Raw genomic sequence first — 21,105 nt, forward strand, 5'->3', positions numbered from 1 at the left:
GTGACAATCACTTCAGTACTGGTCGCCAATCGTGGCGAAATCGCCCGCCGTGTCTTTGCAACCTGCCGCAAGAACGGAATCGGCACGGTCGCGGTATTTTCCGACGCAGATGCCGACAGCCCGCACGTCGCCGAAGCCGATGCTTCGGTTCGCCTGCCGGGTAACACGCCTGCCGAGACCTACTTGCGGGGTGAGCTCGTCATCGCCGCCGCCAAGGCTTCGGGCGCCGACGCGATTCACCCCGGATACGGATTCCTCTCCGAGAACGCGGAGTTCGCGCGCAGCGTCATCGACGCGGGACTGACGTGGATCGGCCCGCCCGTCGAATCCATCGAGCTCATGGGGTCGAAGGTCGAGTCCAAGAAGATCATGGACGCCGCCGGAGTGCCGGTGCTCTCCGAACTCGATCCCGCCGCGGTGACCGAGGCTCATCTGCCGGTGCTGATCAAGGCGTCGGCGGGCGGCGGCGGACGCGGAATGCGTGTCGTTCGTGAATTGTCTGCGCTGGACGGCGAACTGGAAGCGGCGCGGCGTGAGGCGCAGTCCGCTTTCGGCGACCCGACAGTCTTCTGTGAGCGTTACCTCGAAACCGGTCGGCACATCGAGGTTCAGGTCATGGCCGACCGCCACGGTGCGGTGTGGGCGGTGGGGGAGCGCGAGTGCTCGATCCAGCGTCGGCATCAGAAGGTGGTCGAAGAGGCCCCGTCGCCGCTCGTGCAACGCATCCCCGCCATGCGCGACAAGCTGTTCGACGCCTCGCGGCTCGCAGCCAACGCCATCGGTTACGAGGGGGCAGGAACCGTTGAATTCCTGGCTGACGAAAAAGGCGACTTCTTCTTCCTCGAAATGAACACGCGTTTGCAGGTGGAGCATCCGGTCACCGAGTGCACCACTGGACTCGATCTGGTGGAACTGCAATTGCAGGTCGCTTCAGGTGAAGCACTTCCGGACGATCAGCCGGAGATCCGTGGGCATTCGATCGAAGTGCGCCTGTACGCCGAGGACCCCGCCAAGAACTGGCAGCCGCAGAGCGGAACCGTCCACCACATCGAGTTGCCCGGTGACCCGCAAGAATTCAGTGTTCTGCGTGAGCAGGGCGTTCGCCTCGACTCCGGCGTCGTCGACGGCAGTGTTGTCGGCGTCCACTACGACCCGATGTTGGCCAAGGTCATCTCGTACGCGCCGACGCGGACCGCAGCTGCCCGGCTGCTCGCATCGACGCTGGCGCGCACCAGGATTCACGGGCTGCGCACCAACCGCGACCTGCTCGTCAACGTCCTGGCCCACCCCGCCTTCATTGCCGGAGACACCGACACTGCCTTCTTCGAGACTCACGACCTCGAGAAGCTGTCTACGCCCTTGGTCGATACCGCCGCCGAAAGACTCTCGGCGCTGGCGGCGGCACTTGCCGATGCCGCGCACAACCGGGCGTCGGCCCGCGTCATCGGCCGCTTGCCCAGCGGGTGGCGCAACCTCCCGTCGCAGCCGCAGAGCAAGAGCTATTCCACTGCGTCGGGCGACTACGACGTCCGCTACTCCCTGAGCCGAAGCGGCGTGCTGAGTGCAGAAGGCTTCGACGACGTGCGCCTGGTATCGGCAACTGCGACCCGGGTAGTGCTCGAGCAGAGCGGAGTACAGCGCTCGTTCGACGTTGCGGCCTACGGGAGTGAGATTTTTGTCGACTCCTCGCTCGGACCCGTCGCGTTGACGGCAGCACCGCGCTTCGTGGATCCGTCGGCAGAAGTCGCCGCCGGTTCGTTGCTCGCTCCGATGCCGGGATCGGTCATCCGCCTCGGTGCCGCACTCGGTGACACCGTCACCGCCGGCCAGCCGATTCTGTGGCTGGAGGCCATGAAGATGGAACACACCGTCACCGCGCCGACTGCCGGTGTCCTGGTGGAACTTCCGGTCGCCGTCGGCCAGCAGGTCGAGGTCGGATCGGTACTCGCTCGTGTGGAAGAACCCGCTACAGAAGAGGAAGCATGATGAGTTTCATCGAGACCGAAGAGCAGAAGGAACTGCGGGCATCCGTTTCCAAACTGGGTGAGCGCTTCAACTACGTCGACTACGTGCTGCCCAAGGCGCGAAAGGGGGAGCCGCTCACCGAATTGTGGAACGAGGCGGGCAAACTCGGATTCCTGGGCGTCAACCTGCCGGAGGAATACGGCGGCGGCGGTGCAGGCATCTACGAACTCGCGCTGGTGCAGGAGGAATTGGCGGCGCAGGGTGCCGGTCTGCTCCTGGTTGTCGTATCCCCGGCCATCTGCGGCACCATCATCGGCAAGTACGGCACGGCGGAGCAGAAGCAGCAGTGGCTACCCAGCCTCGCCGACGGCTCCAAGATCATGGCGTTCGGAATCACCGAGGCCGACGCTGGTTCCAACTCTCATCAGATCACCACGACGGCACGCAGGGATGGCGACGACTGGATCCTGAGCGGCAACAAGATCTACATCTCGGGTGTCGATCAGGCTGACGCGGTCCTCGTCGTTGCGCGGACCGAGGACTCCAAGACGGGCAAGCTCAAGCCCGCTCTGTTCATCGTCCCCACGGATTCTCCGGGATTCGTGAAGACGCAGATGGAGATGGACATCATCGAACCGGACCACCAGTTCATCCTCTTCCTCGACGACGTCCGTCTGCCGGCCGACGCTCTGGTCGGCGAAGCCGATGCCGCCTTGATGCAGTTGTTCGCCGGCCTCAACCCCGAGCGCATCCTGGGTGCGTCGATGGCCATCGGCATGGGCCGTTACGCCCTGAACGCCGCAGTGAAGTTCGCCAACGAGCGCACGGTGTGGAAGACGCCGATCGGTGCGCACCAAGGTATTTCGCATCCACTCGCGCAGGTGAAGATCGAACTCGAGCTCGCCAAGCTGATGATGCAGAAGGCCGCGGTGCTCTACGACAGCGGTGACGATTTCGGTGCTGCCGAAGCCGCGAACATGGCAAAGTACGCCGCCGCTGAAGCCAGCATCAAGGCGCTCGATCAGGCGATCCAGACGCATGGCGGCGCAGGACTGACGAAGGAATACGGACTGGCCGCCATGCTCGGTGCGGCTCGTATCGCCCGTGTCGCGCCGGTGAGCCGCGAGATGATCCTCAACTTCGTCTCACAGCATTCCCTCGGTCTGCCACGGTCCTACTAGGAAGAGGCGACTCATGACGGATCAGGACAAGCCATACGTACGGTACGAAGTATCGGGCGGTGCTGCCACGATCACTCTCGACTCACCCCACAACCGCAACGCGATTTCGACGCGGTTGGTCACGGAGTTGCAGGCTGGGTTGACGGCGGCTGCCGCCGATCCGGCAGTTCGAGCGGTGGTACTCACCCACACCGGTGGAACATTCTGTGCGGGAGCCGATCTGAGTGAGGCCTCCGGTTCGTCCGCATCACCGGAGGACGCCGTCAAGGAGCGAGGACGGGGGATGCTGACACTCTTGCGCAGCATTCTCGAGCTTCCCAAGCCGGTGATCGGGCGGATCGACGGTCACGTCCGGGCCGGAGGCATGGGTCTTGTCGGGGCGTGCGACATCGTCGTCGCCGGACCGGCGAGCACCTTCGCGGTGACGGAATCACGGTTGGGTTTGGCAGCGTCCATCATTTCGCTCACGGTCCTGCCGAGGCTCGACCAGCGATCTGCGAGCCGCTATCTGCTCACCGGAGAGAAGTTCGGCCAGCACGAGGCCGAATCCATCGGACTCGTCACCGCCGCGTCGCAGGACACGGGGGAGTCGATCACCGAACTGCTCGGCACCCTGCGCCAATGTTCACCGCAGGGACTTGCCGAATCGAAGTGGATCACGACGCGTTCGGTCCTGGCCGGATTCGACCGGGACGGCGAGGAGATGATCGCGCAGTCGGCTCGGCTGTTTTCCTCTGACGAGGCTCGTGAGGGCATGATGTCTTTCTTGCAGAAGCGTCCAGCAGCCTGGGCGCAGTAGAAACTGCGCAGCTGGGACACAGAAGCGCTGGAACACAGAAGTAGAAGGGATGGCGGCGCGATGACTCGAGAGCCCAAGCAGGACCGAAGTCGAGTCACGCGCTCCCACCTGCTCGAAGTGACTGTGGAGTGTCTCGCCGAACTCGGGTGGAGCGCAACGACGATGAGCGTCGTCGCGCAGCGTGCCGGGGTGTCCAGAGGCGCGATGCAGCATCACTTCCCGACCCGCGAGGACCTCATCACCGCGGCGCTCGAGGTGATGTTCGACGCCCGGATGGATCAGGCACGAAAGGAATCGACCGACCTTCCGGTGGGTGCCGGACGAACCGAGGCGATCATTTCGCGGTTGGTGGAGTACTACACCGGGACTCTGTTCAAAGCAGCACTGCAGGTGTGGACGGCCGCTGCCTCCGACCCCGACCTGCGTGCCCGCGTACTGCCCCTCGAGGAACGATTCGGGCGCATCGCGCACCGCATGGCCGTCGAGAGTCTGGGTGTCGACGACTCCGACCCGGTGACGCACCGCTTGGTACAGGCGACCCTGGACCTGGCCCGCGGGCTGGGGCTGGCTGATGTCTTGACAGACGACTCGCGCCGACGCACCGAGGTGGTCAAACAGTGGGCGGCGCAATTGGATTCCACACTTGTTCGGGTACCGGTGGCAACTCCCTGAATCGGTAGCGGCGGGGCCGGCGCCGGTGCTCTCGACGCGCACGTGGCGTGTGTCGGGGGCCACCGAGAAGTACAGTCGGCTCCATGGCCGCACGCACTCTCACTTCGATCGGGACTTCGGTATTGGTCTCGGCTGCCGTGCTCTCGGCCGTGGTCGGCTGCAGCTCCGGCGACGGGTCCGTCGATCAGCCGGGCGACGGTGCGGGTTCGCAGGCACTCGCACCTACGGATCCGGGCCCGATGTTCGCCGAATGCGGCTCGGTGACCGACGAGGAAGTTGTCAACGCCTTCAATCTCGGCACTTTTGCGACGACGACGCGCAACGGCGTCGGTTGCCAGTGGGAAGTCGCCGGTTCGAACGGTCCGAGCGTCAGTTTCTCCTGGTACCGCGGTAGCCCGATCGGCCGCGAACGGGCCGGGTCCGACCTGCTCGGACGTCCTGCCGACGACATCACGATCGGCGGTCATCAAGGCTTCATCGCGTCCACGGCAGGTTCGTTGTGCGAGTTGGGTATCGCGTTCGGCGGAGACTTCGTGCACTGGTCGATCACCTACGGTTTGCTGCCACCGACCGCGGATCCATGCACGGTGGCGCGGGATCTGATGGAAAAAACAGTTTCGAGGGCACAGTGAAGTTCGAGGGCGCCGTGAAGCGCGTAAGGATCGGGCTCGCCCTGGCTGGGTCGCTGGTTTTACTCACGGGGTGCGGCTCCGTGGTCACCGGGACTCCCCGTGCGGAGGGCAGCTACGGCGGTAGTGACAGCCAGGAATTCGCGAACGTCCTCCAAGAATGCGAAGCCGTCACCGACGAGCAGATCGCCGGTGCCGTGGGTGCCGACGCCGTCGGGCGTGGGTTCTTCGGCGCTATCTGCCGTTGGGACGGCATCGGGACCGCGGGTCCGATCAAGATCACCTTCAACTGGTTCGAGACGGGCACCCTCGATCACGAGCGCGCTGCATTCGAGCACCTGGGATACGTGGTGGCGAAAATCGACATCAACGGCAGTGGCGGGTACCAGGTTCGCCAGCCGGCCGATCCGCAGAGCTGCGGGGTGAGCGCGAGCGCACCGGCCGGGGGAGTGTTCGGTTGGTGGGTCACCGAGCCGCAAGGCGGCGCGGATCCGTGCGAGGCTGCGGCAAAGCTCGGCGCGTTGACGTTGAACCGCAGCATCTGATCGCGACCGGTCCGGCTGCGTGGTCTGAGTGTGCAGCCAGAGTCTCTGGTCAGAGCGTGAGGTCACTATCACCGTGGCCTCGCTTTGACCTCGTGGCGCGCCGACAGGTATCGTTATGGGTCGTGTCCGGCATGCCCGGGCCGATCTGTGTGCCTAGCTAGGTATTGCCGTGCGCGCGTTCGAGCAGAAACTGCTGATGAACGAGCATCCGGCTGCCTGTGTGGGGGTATGCGACACGCCCGACCTCGGGGGCAGTGCGCGGCATGAAAGTGCTGAGTACAGACTCTGAGGTGGGTGAGGAGCAGCAGCTCTCTTGCTCCAACTGCTAGATCCCTAATTTCAGAACAGCCACGTTTTCGAACGGCCCGAGTTCGCTCGAGCAGTCTGTTCGTCACAAGAAAGCCGGTAAATGCCAACCATCAACCAGCTGGTCCGCAAGGGTCGCCGCGACAAGACCGCCAAGGTCAAGACGGCAGCCCTCAAGGGCAGCCCGCAGCGTCGTGGCGTGTGCACTCGCGTGTACACCACCACCCCCAAGAAGCCGAACTCCGCGCTCCGTAAGGTCGCACGTGTTCGCCTCACGACTTCGGTCGAGGTCACCGCGTACATCCCCGGTGAAGGTCACAACCTTCAGGAGCACTCCATGGTGCTCGTCCGTGGCGGTCGTGTGAAGGACCTCCCGGGTGTCCGTTACAAGATCATCCGCGGCTCCCTCGACACCCAGGGTGTCAAGGGTCGCAAGCAGGCACGCAGCCGCTACGGCGCCAAGAAGGAGAAGAGCTAATGCCACGTAAGGGCCCCGCTCCGAAGCGCCCGCTCATCAACGACCCGGTTTACGGTTCCCCGTTGGTGACGCAGCTCGTCAACAAGATCCTGCTGGACGGCAAGAAGTCCACCGCAGAGCGAATCGTGTACCAGGCTCTCGAGCAGGCACGCGAGAAGACCGGCACCGATCCGGTCGTCACCCTCAAGCGCGCCCTGGACAACGTCAAGCCTGCACTCGAGGTTCGTAGCCGCCGCGTCGGTGGCGCTACCTACCAGGTGCCGGTCGAGGTTCGCCCCGGTCGTTCCACCACGCTGGCACTGCGCTGGCTGGTCACCTTCTCGCGTGCACGTCGTGAGAAGACCATGGTCGAGCGTCTCGCCAACGAGCTCCTCGATGCCAGCAATGGCCTCGGTGCAGCTGTGAAGCGTCGCGAAGACACTCACAAGATGGCCGAAGCCAACAAGGCATTCGCCCACTACCGCTGGTGATGTAAAGCGTCGGAGCAACTGCCATCGGGTGGGGCTCCGACGCTTGTCGCCGTTGGCGGCCTGATCATCGCGACGGATTCCGGACGCAGGTGGCCAGGTTCGCCTCGGCAGAGACATAATTGAAAGACCATGGCCCTGACGGTGGAACACACCGATAAGGCCGACACCCGAAAACCAAGCAACGAGCGGGGAAGAAACCTGTGGCACAGGAAGTGCTGACTGACCTGAACAAGGTCCGCAACATCGGCATCATGGCGCACATCGATGCCGGCAAGACCACCACCACCGAGCGCATCCTGTTCTACACCGGTGTCAATTACAAGATCGGTGAGACGCACGACGGTGCGTCGACGACGGACTGGATGGAGCAGGAGAAGGAACGCGGCATCACGATCACGTCTGCCGCCGTGACTTGCTTCTGGAACAACAACCAGATCAACATCATCGACACCCCCGGCCACGTCGACTTCACGGTCGAGGTGGAGCGGTCGCTGCGCGTGCTCGACGGCGCAGTTGCTGTCTTCGACGGTAAAGAGGGTGTCGAGCCGCAGTCCGAGCAGGTTTGGCGTCAGGCTGCCAAGTACGACGTTCCGCGCATCTGCTTCGTCAACAAGATGGACAAGATGGGCGCGGACTTCTACTTCACAGTCCAGACCATCATCGACCGCTTGGGCGCGAAGCCGCTCGTTCTCCAGCTGCCCATCGGCGCTGAGGACGACTTCGACGGCGTCGTCGACCTGGTCGAGATGAAGGCCATCACCTGGCGCGGCGTGGTCCCGACGGGAACCGCTCCGACCATCGAGGAGATCCCCGCGGATCTCGTCGAGAAGGCTGCCGAGTACCGCGAGAAGCTGCTCGAGACGGTTGCAGAGTCCGACGAAGCTCTCATGGAGAAGTACTTCGGCGGCGAAGAGCTCACCATCGAGGAGATCAAGGGCGCCATCCGCAAGATGACGGTCGCCTCCGAGCTGTACCCGGTTCTCTGTGGCTCCGCGTTCAAGAACAAGGGCGTTCAGCCCATGCTCGACGCTGTCATCGACTACCTTCCGAACCCGCTGGACATCGGCGAGGTCATCGGCCACAAGCTCGGTGACGAAGAAGTAGAGATCACTCGCAAGCCGAGCAAGGACGAGCCGTTCTCGGCTCTCGCCTTCAAGATCGCTGCTCACCCGTTCTTCGGCAAGCTGACCTTCGTCCGCGTGTACTCGGGTCGTATCGATCCGGGTGCTCAGGTGCTCAACGCAACCAAGGGCAAGAAGGAGCGCATCGGAAAGCTCTTCCAGATGCACGCCAACAAGGAGAACCCGGTAGACGAGGCCGTAGCCGGCCACATCTACGCAATGATCGGCCTCAAGGACACCACCACCGGTGACACCTTGTGCGATCAGGCGAGCCCCATCGTCCTCGAGTCGATGTCGTTCCCCGCGCCGGTCATCCAGGTCTCCATCGAGCCCAAGACCAAGTCCGACCAGGAAAAGCTGGGCGTCGCGATCCAGAAGCTCGCCGAAGAGGACCCGACCTTCTCGGTCGAACTCGACGAAGAGACCGGTCAGACCGTCATCGGCGGTATGGGCGAGCTCCACCTCGACATCCTCGTCGACCGCATGCGTCGCGAGTTCAAGGTCGAGGCGAACGTCGGTAAGCCGCAGGTTGCGTACCGCGAGACCATCACCAAGAAGGTCGAGAAGCACGACTACACCCACAAGAAGCAGACGGGTGGCTCGGGCCAGTTCGCAAAGGTCATCATCGCTCTGGAGCCTTTCGTGGGCGAAGACGGTGCTACCTACGAGTTCGAGAACAAGGTCTCCGGCGGACGTATCCCGCGCGAGTACATCCCCTCCGTGGATGCCGGTGCGCAGGACGCGATGCAGTACGGTGTTCTCGCCGGCTACCCGCTCGTGAACCTGAAGCTGTCGCTGCTCGATGGTGCTTACCACGACGTCGACTCCTCGGAAATGGCGTTCAAGGTTGCCGGTTCGCAGGCACTGAAGGAAGCCGCCCGCAAGGCCGGCCCCGTCATTCTCGAGCCGCTCATGGCTGTCGAGGTCACAACGCCCGAGGAGTACATGGGCGACGTGATCGGCGACCTCAACTCCCGCCGTGGCCAGATCCAGGCCATGGAGGAACGCAGTGGTGCCCGTGTCGTGAAGGCGCTGGTTCCGCTCTCGGAGATGTTCGGTTACATCGGTGACCTGCGGTCGAAGACCCAGGGCCGAGCGAACTTCTCCATGGTGTTCGATTCCTACGCAGAGGTTCCCGCGAACGTCTCGAAGGAAATCATCGCCAAGGCGACGGGCGAGTAAGCACAGCGAGCTCCCCAGCCCGCGCCGGCAAGTAACCTCGGTTTCTTCCGGCACGAAGCACGACCTAGTAACAACCAACCGCACTGCTGCATACGGCAAGCAACAACAGTCCAGGAGGACACAAAGTGGCGAAGGCGAAGTTCGAGCGGACGAAGCCGCACGTGAACATCGGCACCATTGGTCACGTCGACCACGGCAAGACCACGACGACGGCGGCCATCACCAAGGTTCTCGCGGATGCATTCCCCGACCTGAACGAGGCTTCGGCCTTCGATCAGATCGACAAGGCTCCCGAGGAAAAGGCTCGTGGCATCACGATCAACATCTCGCATGTTGAGTACCAGACGGAAAAGCGCCACTACGCGCACGTCGATGCACCGGGTCACGCCGACTACATCAAGAACATGATCACCGGCGCAGCTCAGATGGACGGCGCTATTCTCGTCGTCGCAGCTACCGACGGCCCGATGCCCCAGACGCGCGAGCATGTCCTGCTCGCTCGCCAGGTTGGCGTTCCTTACATCCTCGTCGCCCTGAACAAGGCCGACATGGTTGACGACGACGAGATCCTCGAGCTCGTCGAGATGGAGGTCCGCGAACTGCTGGCCGCTCAGGAATTCGACGAGGAAGCCCCCGTCATTCCGATCTCGGCACTCAAGGCACTCGAGGGTGACCCGAAGTGGACGCAGTCCATTCTCGACCTGATGGCTGCTGTCGACGAGTCCATCCCGGACCCGATTCGTGAGACCGAGAAGCCCTTCCTCATGCCCGTCGAGGACGTCTTCACGATCACCGGCCGTGGCACCGTTGTCACCGGTCGTATCGAGCGTGGCGTTGTCAACGTCAACGAAGAGGTCGAGATCGTCGGCATCAAGGAAACCTCGACCAAGACCACGGTCACGGGTATCGAGATGTTCCGCAAGCTGCTCGACTCGGGCCAGGCCGGCGACAACGTCGGACTGCTCGTTCGTGGCATCAAGCGCGAAGATGTCGAGCGTGGACAGGTTGTCGTCAAGCCGGGCACCACGACTCCCCACACGGAGTTCGAGGGCCAGGCATACATCCTGTCGAAGGACGAGGGCGGCCGCCACACCCCGTTCTTCAACAACTACCGCCCGCAGTTCTACTTCCGTACCACGGACGTTACGGGCGTCGTGACGCTGCCTGAGGGCACCGAGATGGTCATGCCCGGTGACAACACCGAGATGTCCGTCAAGCTGATCCAGCCTGTCGCCATGGACGAGGGCCTGCGCTTCGCAATTCGCGAAGGCGGCCGTACGGTCGGCGCCGGCAAGGTTGCCAAGATCATCAAGTGAGACTCTTGTCTCGCTAGCTGATTCACAGCACTGAAAAAGGCGCTCATTCCCTTCGGGGAGTGAGCGCCTTTTCTGTGTCTTCCATCGGGTGGCCTGTGATCGAGTGTTCGGTGATCGGGTGCCTGCGTGGTTCTTACTTACTTGTTGGCTTCCACCCGGTCGAGGTGCAGCAGAACCTGTACTGCGACGGTCGAGCCGTCCAGGCTGCGCCTGGTTGCGCCGGCGATACGTTCGGCCGAAGCGGTGAATCCGGCGACGTCGATCGACGGATCTGCAGTGACGACAATCGACAGCGTCGGCAATCCGCGATCGACCGTCGCTTTGCTCTTGGTGCTCCGCACGCCGGTCAGCTGAGCGAGCTCGGCCGCTACGCCGTCTGCGACGGGTCCGAGATCCACGCTGACGTCGGTACCGGATTCGTTGTGCCGCAATGTGACTGCGCTTGTGCGGCGCCGGCGAAGGTTCAGGTACAACAGCCCGAAACCGGCGAAGACACAGAGGACGAAGGTGCCCGACAGTACCCAGTGCCACCACGGCTCCTCCGGAAGGCCGAAGAGGACCTCCCGATCGAAGCGTGACACCCAGGTTCGAATCAGCGACGCGCCCGCGTCCCACGCGATGGCGTATGCGCCCGCCGCGAGGAGTGCGATTCCGACGATGAGGACGATGATCCGATCGACCGCGGAGATCCAACGGTTCACGAGGCGTCCTTTCGTCGTACTACAGTTTCTCGCACGACAACCGAAAGTTGCAGTGGCCGCTGCAGTATCGCGAGGTGGGGCCGAACCGCCGCGTCGACGGCTGCGGCAAGTTCAGCTCGATCGCCACCGGTCGATTCGATGTGGACCTTGACGTGTTTACGGTCGACGCTGGTGTGAGCCGAGCCGACGCCGGGAACGACCGCTGCGTGGCTACTGCACAGACGTGCAATGTCAGTCGGCCGCATCCACACCGTCGATGCGCTCGGGTTCCCGAGTGGGACATGGGTTTTCGCACGGCGTTTGATCGCCGACATTATCAGGACAACACCCGCGACAACGGCAGCGATCGCCACCGGAAGTAGCCACGGTTGCCAGTGCAGACGAGACGTCCACTCCACGGAGTTTCGGATCCAGGGTGCCGATTCGAAAGTTCCACGGTTGATGAACCATTCGCGCGAGACGACGAAGGCGAGTGCGAGTAGACCACACGCGATGACGACGGCCGAAACCGCGGCCGCCGGGTTCGCAGAGGGGACCCGCGGCGGAATCGGATCCGAGAGTGCCTGCTGTGCCGGGCCCTCCGCGATCTCGACGCCGGAAACACAGGAGTCGTCAGAACCCTCGGTTGCCGCGATCATCACGTTCATGTCGTGGAGTGGAAGCCCGGTCAGCGATTCGACGCTGCGACCGACTTCCGTTCGCACCCGGCCGGTCAACTCGGTGACCGAACACGGCCAGGACACGGCGAGGAAGAGATTGATCGCGACGGCGTCGCTACCCATCGAGATGTCGGCTCGCGGAAGATCGCGTCCGGTCAGGCGGGTCAAGCCACCGGACTGGCGGACCACCCCCGGGACGTTCACCGCTGCGGCCGTGGCGATCTTGGCCATCGCACGGTCCTTGATGACCAAGGAGCCGCGTAGGCCAGGATCGTCCGCTGCGCTGGGATCGGACGGCTCAGCCACGGCCACGGCTTCGGAGGATCGCGCCGAGGTCGAGATGTCCGTCGCGGTGTGCTCCGATCGCCATACCGGCGGCGCCGAGCAGGACTGCGAAGACGAAACCGCTGAACCCACCCATGATTCCGGCGAGTGCGAGGAGCAGACCGACCAGCAGTCCGACGGTGGTGCTGTTCATGTCAGTTCCCTTCTCGAATGTTCGGTGCAATGTCTGTGACGGTGGCAGGCTCGGTGACTGCGTTTTCGGCATCAACGGGTAGATATCCCGCTGTCGACAGGTCGCCGACGGTCACGTTCACCGGTACGTCGACCAATCTCGCCACCACCGCTCGTACGCGCTCGGCGACGCTGCGAACGTCGGCCGGATAGTGAACGGAAATGTGTACAGCACAGGAGTTTTCGTCGACGACGACGCCGGTGATGCGGCGTCCGGGGAGGTAGGTTCCCACTTCGCCGAACTGTCCTCCGTGCAGATCTGCCACTTCCGGGATGGCAAGAACCGCGTCGGCGACTACCTCGGCCGCGTCGATCTCGCGGCCGGCGTCGGCGGTACTCACTGAACCCTCGGCTTGGCTTCCGGATCGGTACTGCCGCCGCTCTCTGCATCCTCGAAGAGCATGACGTCGAAGACGGTGATGTTGACCTCGGTGACCTCGAGACCCGTCATGCTTTCCACTGCGGCAATGACGTTGCGGCGGATACCTACCGCCAGTTCGTGGAGTGCGACGCCGTACTCGGCGACAATGCCGATGTCGATGGCGGCTTGTTTCTCGCCTACCTCCACCGCCACGCCCTGGGCATGGTTGACGCGGGCGCCCGGTATGCGGTCGCGAAGTGCCCCCACCGCACGCGCTGTGCCCCCGCCGACGTCGTACACGCCGTTGATCTCGCGGGTCGCGATACCGGCGATCTTGGCGACCACGGCGTCGGCGATGATCGTCTTACCCTGGGTGCTGACTAGTTCCGCGCCACCGTCGGCGCCGAATCGGACGCTGTTCTTTTCACTGGAATCGCTGGTCATGGGGGCTCCCTGCTCATGTGTCAGTGCGTGCGTCTGAAGTACCTCCAACTGTAGTGACTGGTAGGTGACCATGCGGGATGCACCACACCTACTCCGGCATTTGGTATGGCAGAGTCGGAGGCAAATAGTGACGGCGTTCATAGTGAGCGCTGCAAGTGACGTGGGTCGGACAGGGTGGTACGTGGTGGCACGGATAGTGATCGTGGGTGCGGGTTTGTCGGGACTGCGGGCCGTCGAGGAACTGCGACGAGCGGGTTTCGAAGGTGAATTGACGCTCGCGGGTGGAGAAACGCATCTGCCCTACGACAGGCCTCCGTTGTCGAAGGAAGTGATCCGCGGCGACAAGGACGAGACGACCTTGCGTCCGGCCGAGTTCTACGTCGAGAACAAGGTCGATCTCAAGCTCGGTTCGCCGGCAACCTCGGTGGACACGGTCGCCAAGTCGGTGGCGTTCGCCGACGGATCCACCCTGGACTACGACGAGTTGGTCATCGCGACCGGACTGACTCCGCGTCGCATCGCCGGCCTTCCGGAGTTGTCCGGAGTGCACGTTCTGCGCTCCATCGAGGAAGCGTTGGCCCTCCGCGCCGACCTTGCTCCCGGTAAGCGTGCGCTGATCGTCGGGGCAGGCTTCATCGGCTGCGAACTGGCCGCGAGCATGAAGTCTCACGGCGTCGACGTCGTGTTGCTCGAACCCCAGCCGACGCCGCTGGCGTCGGTGCTCGGCCCCACCGTCGGCGCCCTCGTCGAACGTCTGCATCGGAACGAGGGCATCGACGTCCGAGTCGGTACGGGCTTGACCTCGCTGTCCGGCGACGGAGCGGTTGCCGCTGCGACCTTGAGCGACGGTTCGGAAATCCCGGTCGACGTGGTCGCGATCGGAGTCGGTTCGGTGCCGGTCACGGGATGGCTCGACGGTTCGGGGATCGAACTCGACAACGGAGTGCTCTGCGACGGCGTCGGCCGCACCAGCACCGAACACGTCTGGGCGGTCGGCGACGTCGCGTCCTGGCAGATCGGAGATCGACGCAAGCGTGTCGAACACTGGACCAATGCTGGGGACCAGGCCAAGATCCTGGCGGGAGCGATCACCGGAACGGGTGATCCGGATGCGCCGGCGCAGGTTCCGTACTTCTGGAGCGATCAGTACGATGTCAAGATCCAGGCATTGGGGACCGTCGCACCCACGGACACCGTTCACATCGTGAAGGACGACGGCCGAAAGTTCGTCGCATACTACGAGCGCGACGGTGTGCTGGCAGCTGTCGTCGGCGGCGGTAGCGCGGGAGCTGTGATGAAGATGCGCGCGAAGATCGCAGCCGGCACGCCCATCTCGGACGTGTTGGAGTCCACACCGGCCTGAACGGATGAGGCAGGACCGGTTCCGAGACGATAGATTTGTGCGGTGATCGTTGCACTCATCGACTCGGGACTGGGCCTGCTCCCTACCTCTGCGTGGCTCAGACGCCTGCGCCCGGATCTCGATCTTGTGCTGTCCCTCGATCCGGACGGCGCCCCCTGGGGGCCCAAGCCCGAGCCGTGGGTCGTCGACCGGGTACTCGGTGCGGTGCGGCGGAGCCTCGATCGTGGGGCTCAGGTCATCGTTCTTCCATGCAATACCGCGAGCGTCACCGCTCTCCCACACGTCCGCGAACTGGTCGGGCCGGGTGTGCCGGTCATCGGAACGGTGCCCGCGATCAAGCCCGCGGCCGCCGCGTGCGATTCAGTGGCGATCTGGGCTACCGCCGCGACGACTGCCAGCCGGTACCAAGCCGATCTGATCGAACAGTTCGGCAACGGCGCCAAGGTCGTCGGGGTGCCGTGCCACGGCCTGGCCGATTCGATAGACCTCGGTGATCGTGCAGCCGCACTTGCAGCTATCGAATCCGCAGTGACACGGACGCCGGACGACGTCAACGGCGTTGTCCTCGGCTGCACGCACTACCCACTGCTCGCGGACGAAATCGCAGCGCGGCTACCCGCCGGCGTCACACTCTTCGACAGTGCCGAAGCCGTTGCACGACAGACCCTGCGGCGGATCGACGGGCTCGGTGACGCGGGTGAAGGATCGGGAACCGTCGAGGTTTTCGTGAGTGGTCGTCCGGGCGCGCTACCGCCCAGCGCCGAAGCCTTCGACGCCGGGCGGTTGTTGGGCGCGATCAAAGCCTGATCCAATCTGTATTCAGCCATTCATCAACGGGCAGCTACTCCGCTCTGTCAATGGGCGGCTACGCCGCTCCGTCAATGTGCGGCTACGCCGCCGTGACCCCCGTGATGCATCCGCGCACTCATCACCGGCATCGCACTCACCGCGACCACAACGGTCAGGACCCCGACCACCCAGGCCGTCCACGACGCACCGCGTAGAGCGTCGAAGCTCATGACCCAGGGTGAAATGAACATCAAGACGCCGAAAACGCCCATCGCGTAATCCGCCATGGCCATGTCCGGACGTGCCATGTGCGCCAGACCCGACAGTGCAACCAGGACACCCAGGACGACGAGTGACCACATTGCCCGATCGGTGGTGTCGAGCCACATCGGCGAGAGAGCCGCAAAGACGCCGAGAACCACCGCGACGGCATCTTGCATTCGATTCCACGACTTCATGACGAGACCTCCAAAGACGAGAGTGTGTCCACCTGTAGTACACGCCCGCGGCAGATCGAGATCAACTCTCCGCCAATTGCATTCGCGTTGCAGTTAGAGGCGATGTGGAGGCTCGAATATCAAGATTTGTGACTATTCGTCCGGATTGCCACGAGCCCGCGCGGAGCGCTGGCCGCGATATGTCCCGAGAGTGCCATGAGGGTGAGAGTGGTGAATGCGATAGCGGCGGTGATCATGGGTGGTCCTTTCACTGACTGTCCTCGAGTGTCGTCTGCCGACCTGTGGCCGAGCAGGGCACACGGTGTGAGGACGCTGAGAGAATCGAAGAGTCCGCACAGACGACCCGTGAGAAGGTTCTGGGGTGACGCAATCGAGTGCCCAGGACGTGATCGAACAGTTGGCCGACCTCGCGGATCCCGCGGATGCCGTCCAGCTACAGAAGTTCTTCAAGACAGCGCCGGGGGAGTACGGCGAGGGTGACGTCTTCATCGGCGTGCGAGTACCGAAGACGCGTTCGGTGGTGAAGAAGCATGTCGGTCTCGAGTTGCCTCAGGTACGCCTCCTTCTCGACAGCGACGTCCACGAGCATCGGTTGGCCGGTCTGTTGATCCTGGTTGCTCGATTCGAAAAGGTCAGTCGCCCAAAATTTTTCGACGACGAGAGTCGCGCCCGCATCGCCGACTTCTATCTCAGCGCTGTCGAGGACGGGCGGGTGAACAATTGGGATCTCGTGGATTCGTCCGCCGGACAGATCCTCGGCGGCTGGCTGTACGACCGAGATCGCCGGCTGATCTTCGAGCTTTCCGATTCGGGTGACCTGTGGCGACGACGGGTGGCGCTGCTGACGACGTACGGATTCATCACTCGCGGCGACGGGTCGACCACGCTCGAGCTTGCCGCGCAGGTGCTGGGTGATCGACGAGACTTGACCCAGAAAGCGATGGGCTGGATGCTCCGCGAGGTGGGCAAGCGGGTGGACCGGGATTTGTTGACCGGTTTCCTCGCGAAGAATGCAGCAGGCATGGGACGCACGGCACTGAGCTACGCGTGCGAACACCTGACCGCAGACGAGCGAGCGCACTTCCGGGCGGCCCGCTAGCGAAGTACCGCTCGGTAGGTTGTGGGACGATTCTCGGTATGCCCGCCACCCGTGTCGAGGCGTCTCGAATTGTGACGATCGGTTCACTGATCGCTGCCGGCGTCGCAGCTCTGTGTTATCTCGTGTACTCCGTTCGAGCCGTCGAACCCGTTGATTTTCTCGTCTACCGCTACGCTGCCCAGGCGTTCGCAGCGGGATCGAACATCTACGAGGGCAATCTGTCCGGCCCGTTGATCGTCGACGAGGGTATGCCGTTCACCTACACCCCATTCGCGGTGATCTTCCTCTGGCCGACTGTCCTCTTCGACTGGTGGACTGCCTATCTGCTGTGGTCGGGATTGTGCATCGCGGCGTTGGTGTGGACGGTTGCGAGGTTCACTCCCGCTCGCGTCCCCAAGCGGCCGCTCGTCATGGCGGCATTGGTCCTGGCCGTGTCGGTGACTCCCATCGTCAGTGCGCACATCTCATTCGGCCAGGTGAACTTGGTGCTGATGGCGCTCGTACTGCTCGATGTGACTCGCCGAGAGGATTCGAGATTCGGCCGGTGGTTTCCGCGAGGACTGCTGATCGGCGTCGCGGCCGCGATCAAGCTGACTCCGGCTCTCTTCATCGTCTACTTCGTCGTCACGAAGCAGTGGCGACTCGCGATCTGGAGTTCGATCGGATTTGCCGCGGCGACCGCCGTCGCAGCAGTGGTGGACCCGGCCGTCAGCTGGACCTTCTGGTCGGACGTCGTCTGGAACCTCAGCGACCGGGTGGATTTGAGCGGGCAGGCGATCGCGAGTGCCGGCAACAGTTCGCTGCAGGGCGGACTTGCCGCGCTGGGCCCATGGACAGCGTCTCTGGCGATGCCGTCGACCGTGCTGTGCGCGGGGGTAGCGCTATGGATCGCCCGAGATGTCTATCGCGTCGGGCGAGCGGTCGATGCGGCGTTGGTGATCGGATTGAGCGCGCCGATTCTTTCGCCGATCAGCTGGATTCACCACTGGGTGTATCTCGTGCCTGCTGCCGTCACGGTTCTCTTTCGGCTTCGATCGCCGCTGCAGTTCGGTGCGGCCGCTCTGGGGTTGGCCATCGTCTACTGCGGGCCGAGTATGGGACAGCAGTTCATCGCGACGTCACCGCTCCTGCTGCCGTTCGGGTTGGTCCTTCGTGAGGGTTTCCTGATCGTGACCCTCGTACTGATTCTTGCGCTGTGGCGGTTGCCCACAACGGCGCCTGCGTGGGTTTCGCGGCGGGACTCGGGAGACTCCGAACATGACGAAGCCCCCGATTCCGCAGGGAATCAGGGGCCGTCATGCATCGAAGCAGGCTTCAGAACTCGATCTTCAGGTGATCGGTGATCGGCTTCGCCTGGCAACCGAGGATGTAGCCGTTCGCCACGTCCTCGGCGTCGAGGATTTCGGAGTTGTCCATCTGAACTTCGCCTTCGGTGACGGTGCAGGCACACGACCCGCACTCGCCTTCCTGGCAGGAGTACGGCACGTCGAGGCCCTTGGCGAGCATGATGTCGACGAGCGTCTGCTTGCGCGGCCAGACGAGGGTGTGGGTTTCACCGTCCAGTTCGACCTCGACGGTTGCGGCGTCGGCTGCTTCCTCGTCGGAGACCTCGGCTACCTCGACGTCACGGAACGGGTCACCCGCGAGTGAATTGAAGACCTCGGCGTGAACCTGCGTGCGGGGCATGCCGGCCTCTGCCAGTGCCTTGTGGACGGCGTCCATGAAGGGGCCTGGACCGCACATGAAGGCCTCGTACGCGACAAATGGCTTGGCCAGTGTCGCCAACTGTGAGACGGCGGGGAGTCCCTGCACGGTTTCGATCCAGTGGACAACGGTGAGGCGGCCGGGGTGTTGCGCTGCCAATTCGCGAAGTTCGGCGCCGAAGATGACGGACTTCTCGTCGCGGTTCGCGTAGATCAGCACGACGTTGCCGCTGCCCTGCGTGAGGGCGGACTTGAGGATCGAGATCACCGGAGTGATTCCGCTGCCTGCACCGAAGAGCAGGAAGTCGTGATCGAGCGACTTGGGCGTGAAGACACCTGACGGCGGCAGCACTTCGATGGTGTCGCCGACCTGGAGCTTGTCGCACAACCAGTTGGAGCCGTAGCCGTCGACGGTTCGCTTGACGGTCACCTTGGGGGCGTCGTCGGTGAAGGGTGAACTGGCCAGCGAGTAGCAGCGTGCGACCGAGCCGGTCTGATCACTCGGGATGCGCAGGGTCAGGAATTGACCTGGCTTGTAGTCGAACTTGTCCTTCAGTTCTGCGGGAATCTCGAACACCAGCGACCGGGCGTCGGAAGTCTCTTCGATGACTCCGGACACGGTGAGTACCGCCGATCGCGAGCTGTGCGGTACCTCGACTGTCGTCATCGCGAAGCTAGTCCTCTCGTGAAGCTGGGTAAAGCGCAGGTCAGTGAAGTGCAACATCTAGAACGTGTTCTAGTTCAATGTTAGCAGTGATGAAAAGCTACTGGGGATCGTAGTCGCCGAGCAACACGTTCCCGATCAGCGGGAACCATGGCGGTCTGATCCAGCCGTCCTGGCAGTCCGGGGTGGCGTCGACCTGCCCGAACGGGCGGTTCGTGAGCGGCGTCCGGGCGGTTGAGCTGCCGAAGTCTGTGCACGGGCTGTTTGTCGGTACACAGTGGGAACCAGGTGAGACGCCGGTCACAAAGATTCGGCTCGAATCCCTCCCGCAGTCACATTCGTGCACATCCCTGAGGAGATACCGATGGCTATCGAGCTCAACCAGATCTGGGACTTTCCCATCAAGGAGTTCCACCCCTTCCCTCGCGCCCTGATGGGTGTGGGCGCTCACGACATCATCGGGGTGGAGGCCAAGAACCTCGGCTTCAAGCGCACCCTTCTGATGACGACCGGTCTGCGCGGTTCGGGCATCATCGAGGAACTCGTCGGCAAGATCGAGTACCAGGGTGTCGAGGTCGTGCTCTACGACAAGGTCGAGTCGAATCCCAAGGACTACAACGTCATGGAGGCCGCGGCTCTCTACCAGAAGGAGAAGTGCGACTCGATCATCTCGATCGGCGGTGGTTCGAGCCACGACGCCGCCAAGGGCGCTCGCGTCGTGATCGCACACGACGGTCGCAACATCAACGAGTTCGAGGGCTTCGCCAAGTCCACCAACAAGGAGAACCCGCCCCATATCGCCGTATCCACCACGGCCGGAACGGGTTCCGAGACGTCGTGGGCGTACGTCATCACCGACACGTCGGACATGAACAACCCGCACAAGTGGGTGGGCTTCGACGAGGCGACCATCGTCACCCTGGCGATCGACGATCCGCTGCTCTACTACACCTGCCCTCAGCATTTCACCGCGTACTGCGGCTTCGACGTACTCGCGCACGGCAGTGAGCCTTTCGTGTCTCGTCTCGATTTCGCGCCTTCGCTCGGTAACGCGATCTACTCGGTCGAGTTGGTCGCGAAGAACCTGCGCGAGGCCGTCTTCGAGCCGCGCAACCTCAAGGCCCGCGAGGGAATGATGAACGCGCAGTACATTGCCGGGCAGGCCTTCAACTCCGGTGGCCTCGGCATCGTTCACTCGATCTCGCACGCGGTCAGTGCCTTCTTCGACAGCCACCACGGTCTGAACAACGCCATCGCGTTGCCGCGTGTGTGGGAGTACAACCTGCCTTCGCGCTACGAGCGCTACGCCCAGTTGGCCGGCGCACTCGGTGTCGACACTCGCAACCTCACCACGGTTCAGGCCGCAGATGCTGCCGTCGAGGCTGCCATCCGTCTGGCCAAGGACGTCGGTATCCCCGACAACTTCGGTCAGGTTCGCACCGACTCGTACGCGAAGAACCAGATGAACACCAAGAAGTACGAGGGCCGTGGTGATGTCATCAAGGGTGACGAGAAGACTGTGCGCGCCATCTCCGAGCACATTCAGGACGACTGGTGCACCCCGGGCAATCCCCGTGAGGTCACCGTGGAGTCGATGATCCCGGTTGTCGATCACGCGATCAACAAGTCGTACTTCTAGCAGGGCCTTCGGCCCCGTGCGCCTTTTTGGTAGCCCGCACTACCA

The 21,105-nt window shown here is 63.3% G+C and carries 22 protein-coding genes; 15 read left to right on the forward strand and 7 right to left on the reverse strand.

Features of this window, described 5'->3' with window-relative positions; translation table 11 throughout:
• The 10 genes from P0M12_RS21140 (at position 1) to tuf (ending at position 10,664) form a co-directional block, all read left to right on the forward strand.
• Complete coding sequence (locus P0M12_RS21140; protein WP_058227501.1) at positions 1-1,986, forward strand: biotin carboxylase N-terminal domain-containing protein; 1,986 nt, start codon at positions 1-3, stop codon at positions 1,984-1,986.
• On the forward strand, positions 1,986-3,146 hold the full coding sequence (locus tag P0M12_RS21145; protein WP_003942033.1) for an acyl-CoA dehydrogenase family protein: 1,161 nt from the start codon (positions 1,986-1,988) through the stop codon (positions 3,144-3,146). The genes P0M12_RS21140 and P0M12_RS21145 overlap by 1 nt, the downstream gene beginning before the upstream one ends.
• A gap of 13 nt (positions 3,147-3,159) precedes the next feature.
• Complete coding sequence (locus P0M12_RS21150) at positions 3,160-3,945, forward strand: enoyl-CoA hydratase family protein (protein ID WP_047268915.1); 786 nt, start codon at positions 3,160-3,162, stop codon at positions 3,943-3,945.
• Positions 3,946-4,005: 60 nt separating this feature from the next.
• On the forward strand, positions 4,006-4,617 hold the full coding sequence (locus P0M12_RS21155; RefSeq protein ID WP_003942008.1) for a TetR/AcrR family transcriptional regulator: 612 nt from the start codon (positions 4,006-4,008) through the stop codon (positions 4,615-4,617).
• Positions 4,618-4,700: 83 nt separating this feature from the next.
• The gene (locus tag P0M12_RS21160) at positions 4,701-5,249 is read left to right on the forward strand and encodes a DUF3558 domain-containing protein (RefSeq protein WP_047268916.1); all 549 of its coding nucleotides are present in this window, start codon (positions 4,701-4,703) and stop codon (positions 5,247-5,249) included.
• Positions 5,246-5,791: a DUF3558 domain-containing protein gene (locus tag P0M12_RS21165; RefSeq protein ID WP_058227502.1), complete on the forward strand. Its 546-nt coding sequence runs from the start codon at positions 5,246-5,248 to the stop codon at positions 5,789-5,791. Before P0M12_RS21160 ends, P0M12_RS21165 begins: the two co-directional genes overlap by 4 nt.
• Before the next feature lie 409 nt (positions 5,792-6,200).
• The gene (gene rpsL / locus P0M12_RS21170) at positions 6,201-6,575 is read left to right on the forward strand and encodes a 30S ribosomal protein S12 (RefSeq protein WP_003941908.1); all 375 of its coding nucleotides are present in this window, start codon (positions 6,201-6,203) and stop codon (positions 6,573-6,575) included.
• On the forward strand, positions 6,575-7,045 hold the full coding sequence (rpsG, locus tag P0M12_RS21175) for a 30S ribosomal protein S7 (protein ID WP_003941856.1): 471 nt from the start codon (positions 6,575-6,577) through the stop codon (positions 7,043-7,045). The genes rpsL and rpsG overlap by 1 nt, the downstream gene beginning before the upstream one ends.
• 200 nt (positions 7,046-7,245) lie before the next feature.
• On the forward strand, positions 7,246-9,348 hold the full coding sequence (fusA, locus tag P0M12_RS21180; RefSeq protein WP_007728394.1) for an elongation factor G: 2,103 nt from the start codon (positions 7,246-7,248) through the stop codon (positions 9,346-9,348).
• 125 nt (positions 9,349-9,473) lie between these two features.
• Entirely contained in the window at positions 9,474-10,664 is a 1,191-nt protein-coding gene (tuf, locus tag P0M12_RS21185; protein ID WP_003941926.1) for an elongation factor Tu, read from the forward strand.
• Positions 10,665-10,801: 137 nt separating this feature from the next.
• Here the strand turns inward: tuf and P0M12_RS21190 are convergent, their stop codons facing one another.
• Genes P0M12_RS21190 through P0M12_RS21210 form a run of 5 tightly spaced genes read right to left on the reverse strand, consistent with a single transcriptional unit; the run spans position 10,802 to position 13,345 of the window.
• On the reverse strand, positions 10,802-11,365 hold the full coding sequence (locus tag P0M12_RS21190) for a hypothetical protein (protein ID WP_054187810.1): 564 nt from the start codon (positions 11,363-11,365) through the stop codon (positions 10,802-10,804).
• Positions 11,362-12,336 (reverse strand): DUF6286 domain-containing protein, encoded by a 975-nt coding sequence (locus tag P0M12_RS21195; RefSeq protein ID WP_007728390.1) that lies wholly within the window; start codon positions 12,334-12,336, stop codon positions 11,362-11,364. The genes P0M12_RS21190 and P0M12_RS21195 overlap by 4 nt, the downstream gene beginning before the upstream one ends.
• The gene (locus P0M12_RS21200) at positions 12,323-12,502 is read right to left on the reverse strand and encodes a hypothetical protein (RefSeq protein WP_003942043.1); all 180 of its coding nucleotides are present in this window, start codon (positions 12,500-12,502) and stop codon (positions 12,323-12,325) included. Before P0M12_RS21200 ends, P0M12_RS21195 begins: the two co-directional genes overlap by 14 nt.
• 1 nt (position 12,503) lies before the next feature.
• The gene (locus P0M12_RS21205) at positions 12,504-12,881 is read right to left on the reverse strand and encodes a hypothetical protein (RefSeq protein WP_042453130.1); all 378 of its coding nucleotides are present in this window, start codon (positions 12,879-12,881) and stop codon (positions 12,504-12,506) included.
• Complete coding sequence (locus tag P0M12_RS21210) at positions 12,878-13,345, reverse strand: Asp23/Gls24 family envelope stress response protein (RefSeq protein ID WP_003941912.1); 468 nt, start codon at positions 13,343-13,345, stop codon at positions 12,878-12,880. The genes P0M12_RS21205 and P0M12_RS21210 overlap by 4 nt, the downstream gene beginning before the upstream one ends.
• A 127-nt stretch (positions 13,346-13,472) precedes the next feature.
• Between P0M12_RS21210 and P0M12_RS21215 the strand changes: the two genes are divergently transcribed.
• On the forward strand, positions 13,473-14,708 hold the full coding sequence (locus P0M12_RS21215) for an FAD-dependent oxidoreductase (RefSeq protein ID WP_277376778.1): 1,236 nt from the start codon (positions 13,473-13,475) through the stop codon (positions 14,706-14,708).
• 42 nt (positions 14,709-14,750) lie between these two features.
• Entirely contained in the window at positions 14,751-15,515 is a 765-nt protein-coding gene (locus tag P0M12_RS21220; RefSeq protein WP_070162580.1) for an aspartate/glutamate racemase family protein, read from the forward strand.
• A gap of 71 nt (positions 15,516-15,586) precedes the next feature.
• On the opposite strand, the gene P0M12_RS21225 is transcribed toward P0M12_RS21220, so the two are convergent.
• A complete protein-coding gene (locus P0M12_RS21225; protein WP_003941901.1) occupies positions 15,587-15,955 on the reverse strand; it encodes an SPW repeat protein in 369 nt (122 codons plus the stop codon).
• A 361-nt stretch (positions 15,956-16,316) separates the two neighbouring features.
• Between P0M12_RS21225 and P0M12_RS21230 the strand changes: the two genes are divergently transcribed.
• Together P0M12_RS21230 and P0M12_RS21235 are read left to right on the forward strand one after the other, a co-directional pair.
• Positions 16,317-17,054 carry a DNA alkylation repair protein gene (locus P0M12_RS21230; RefSeq protein WP_277376779.1) on the forward strand — a complete coding sequence of 246 codons (738 nt, stop codon included), beginning with the start codon at positions 16,317-16,319 and terminating at the stop codon, positions 17,052-17,054.
• A gap of 38 nt (positions 17,055-17,092) precedes the next feature.
• Positions 17,093-18,397 (forward strand): glycosyltransferase 87 family protein, encoded by a 1,305-nt coding sequence (locus P0M12_RS21235; RefSeq protein WP_277376780.1) that lies wholly within the window; start codon positions 17,093-17,095, stop codon positions 18,395-18,397.
• Here the strand turns inward: P0M12_RS21235 and P0M12_RS21240 are convergent.
• Complete coding sequence (locus P0M12_RS21240; protein ID WP_003941851.1) at positions 18,369-19,424, reverse strand: ferredoxin--NADP reductase; 1,056 nt, start codon at positions 19,422-19,424, stop codon at positions 18,369-18,371. The genes P0M12_RS21235 and P0M12_RS21240 overlap by 29 nt on opposite strands.
• A 361-nt stretch (positions 19,425-19,785) precedes the next feature.
• On the opposite strand from P0M12_RS21240, the gene mdo reads away from it, so the two are divergent.
• The gene (gene mdo / locus P0M12_RS21245; RefSeq protein ID WP_003942095.1) at positions 19,786-21,060 is read left to right on the forward strand and encodes an NDMA-dependent methanol dehydrogenase; all 1,275 of its coding nucleotides are present in this window, start codon (positions 19,786-19,788) and stop codon (positions 21,058-21,060) included.
• Positions 21,061-21,105 lie beyond the last annotated feature (45 nt).

This window comes from Rhodococcus sp. RCBS9, from assembly GCF_029457415.1.
Classification (GTDB): domain Bacteria; phylum Actinomycetota; class Actinomycetes; order Mycobacteriales; family Mycobacteriaceae; genus Rhodococcus_F; species Rhodococcus_F qingshengii.

Excerpts from the sequence above, each read along its gene's own strand:
- P0M12_RS21145 (WP_003942033.1), top strand. The coding sequence starts at position 1,986 with ATGAGTTTCATCGAGACCGAAGAGCAGAAGGAACTGCGGGCATCCGTT.
- P0M12_RS21150 (WP_047268915.1), top strand. The coding sequence starts at position 3,160 with ATGACGGATCAGGACAAGCCATACGTACGGTACGAAGTATCGGGCGGT.
- P0M12_RS21155 (WP_003942008.1), top strand. The coding sequence starts at position 4,006 with ATGACTCGAGAGCCCAAGCAGGACCGAAGTCGAGTCACGCGCTCCCAC.
- P0M12_RS21160 (WP_047268916.1), top strand. The coding sequence starts at position 4,701 with ATGGCCGCACGCACTCTCACTTCGATCGGGACTTCGGTATTGGTCTCG.
- rpsL (WP_003941908.1), top strand. The coding sequence starts at position 6,201 with ATGCCAACCATCAACCAGCTGGTCCGCAAGGGTCGCCGCGACAAGACC.
- rpsG (WP_003941856.1), top strand. The coding sequence starts at position 6,575 with ATGCCACGTAAGGGCCCCGCTCCGAAGCGCCCGCTCATCAACGACCCG.
- P0M12_RS21200 (WP_003942043.1), bottom strand. The coding sequence starts at position 12,502 with ATGAACAGCACCACCGTCGGACTGCTGGTCGGTCTGCTCCTCGCACTC.
- P0M12_RS21210 (WP_003941912.1), bottom strand. The coding sequence starts at position 13,345 with ATGACCAGCGATTCCAGTGAAAAGAACAGCGTCCGATTCGGCGCCGAC.
- P0M12_RS21225 (WP_003941901.1), bottom strand. The coding sequence starts at position 15,955 with ATGAAGTCGTGGAATCGAATGCAAGATGCCGTCGCGGTGGTTCTCGGC.
- P0M12_RS21235 (WP_277376780.1), top strand. The coding sequence starts at position 17,093 with ATGCCCGCCACCCGTGTCGAGGCGTCTCGAATTGTGACGATCGGTTCA.
- P0M12_RS21240 (WP_003941851.1), bottom strand. The coding sequence starts at position 19,424 with ATGACGACAGTCGAGGTACCGCACAGCTCGCGATCGGCGGTACTCACC.
- mdo (WP_003942095.1), top strand. The coding sequence starts at position 19,786 with ATGGCTATCGAGCTCAACCAGATCTGGGACTTTCCCATCAAGGAGTTC.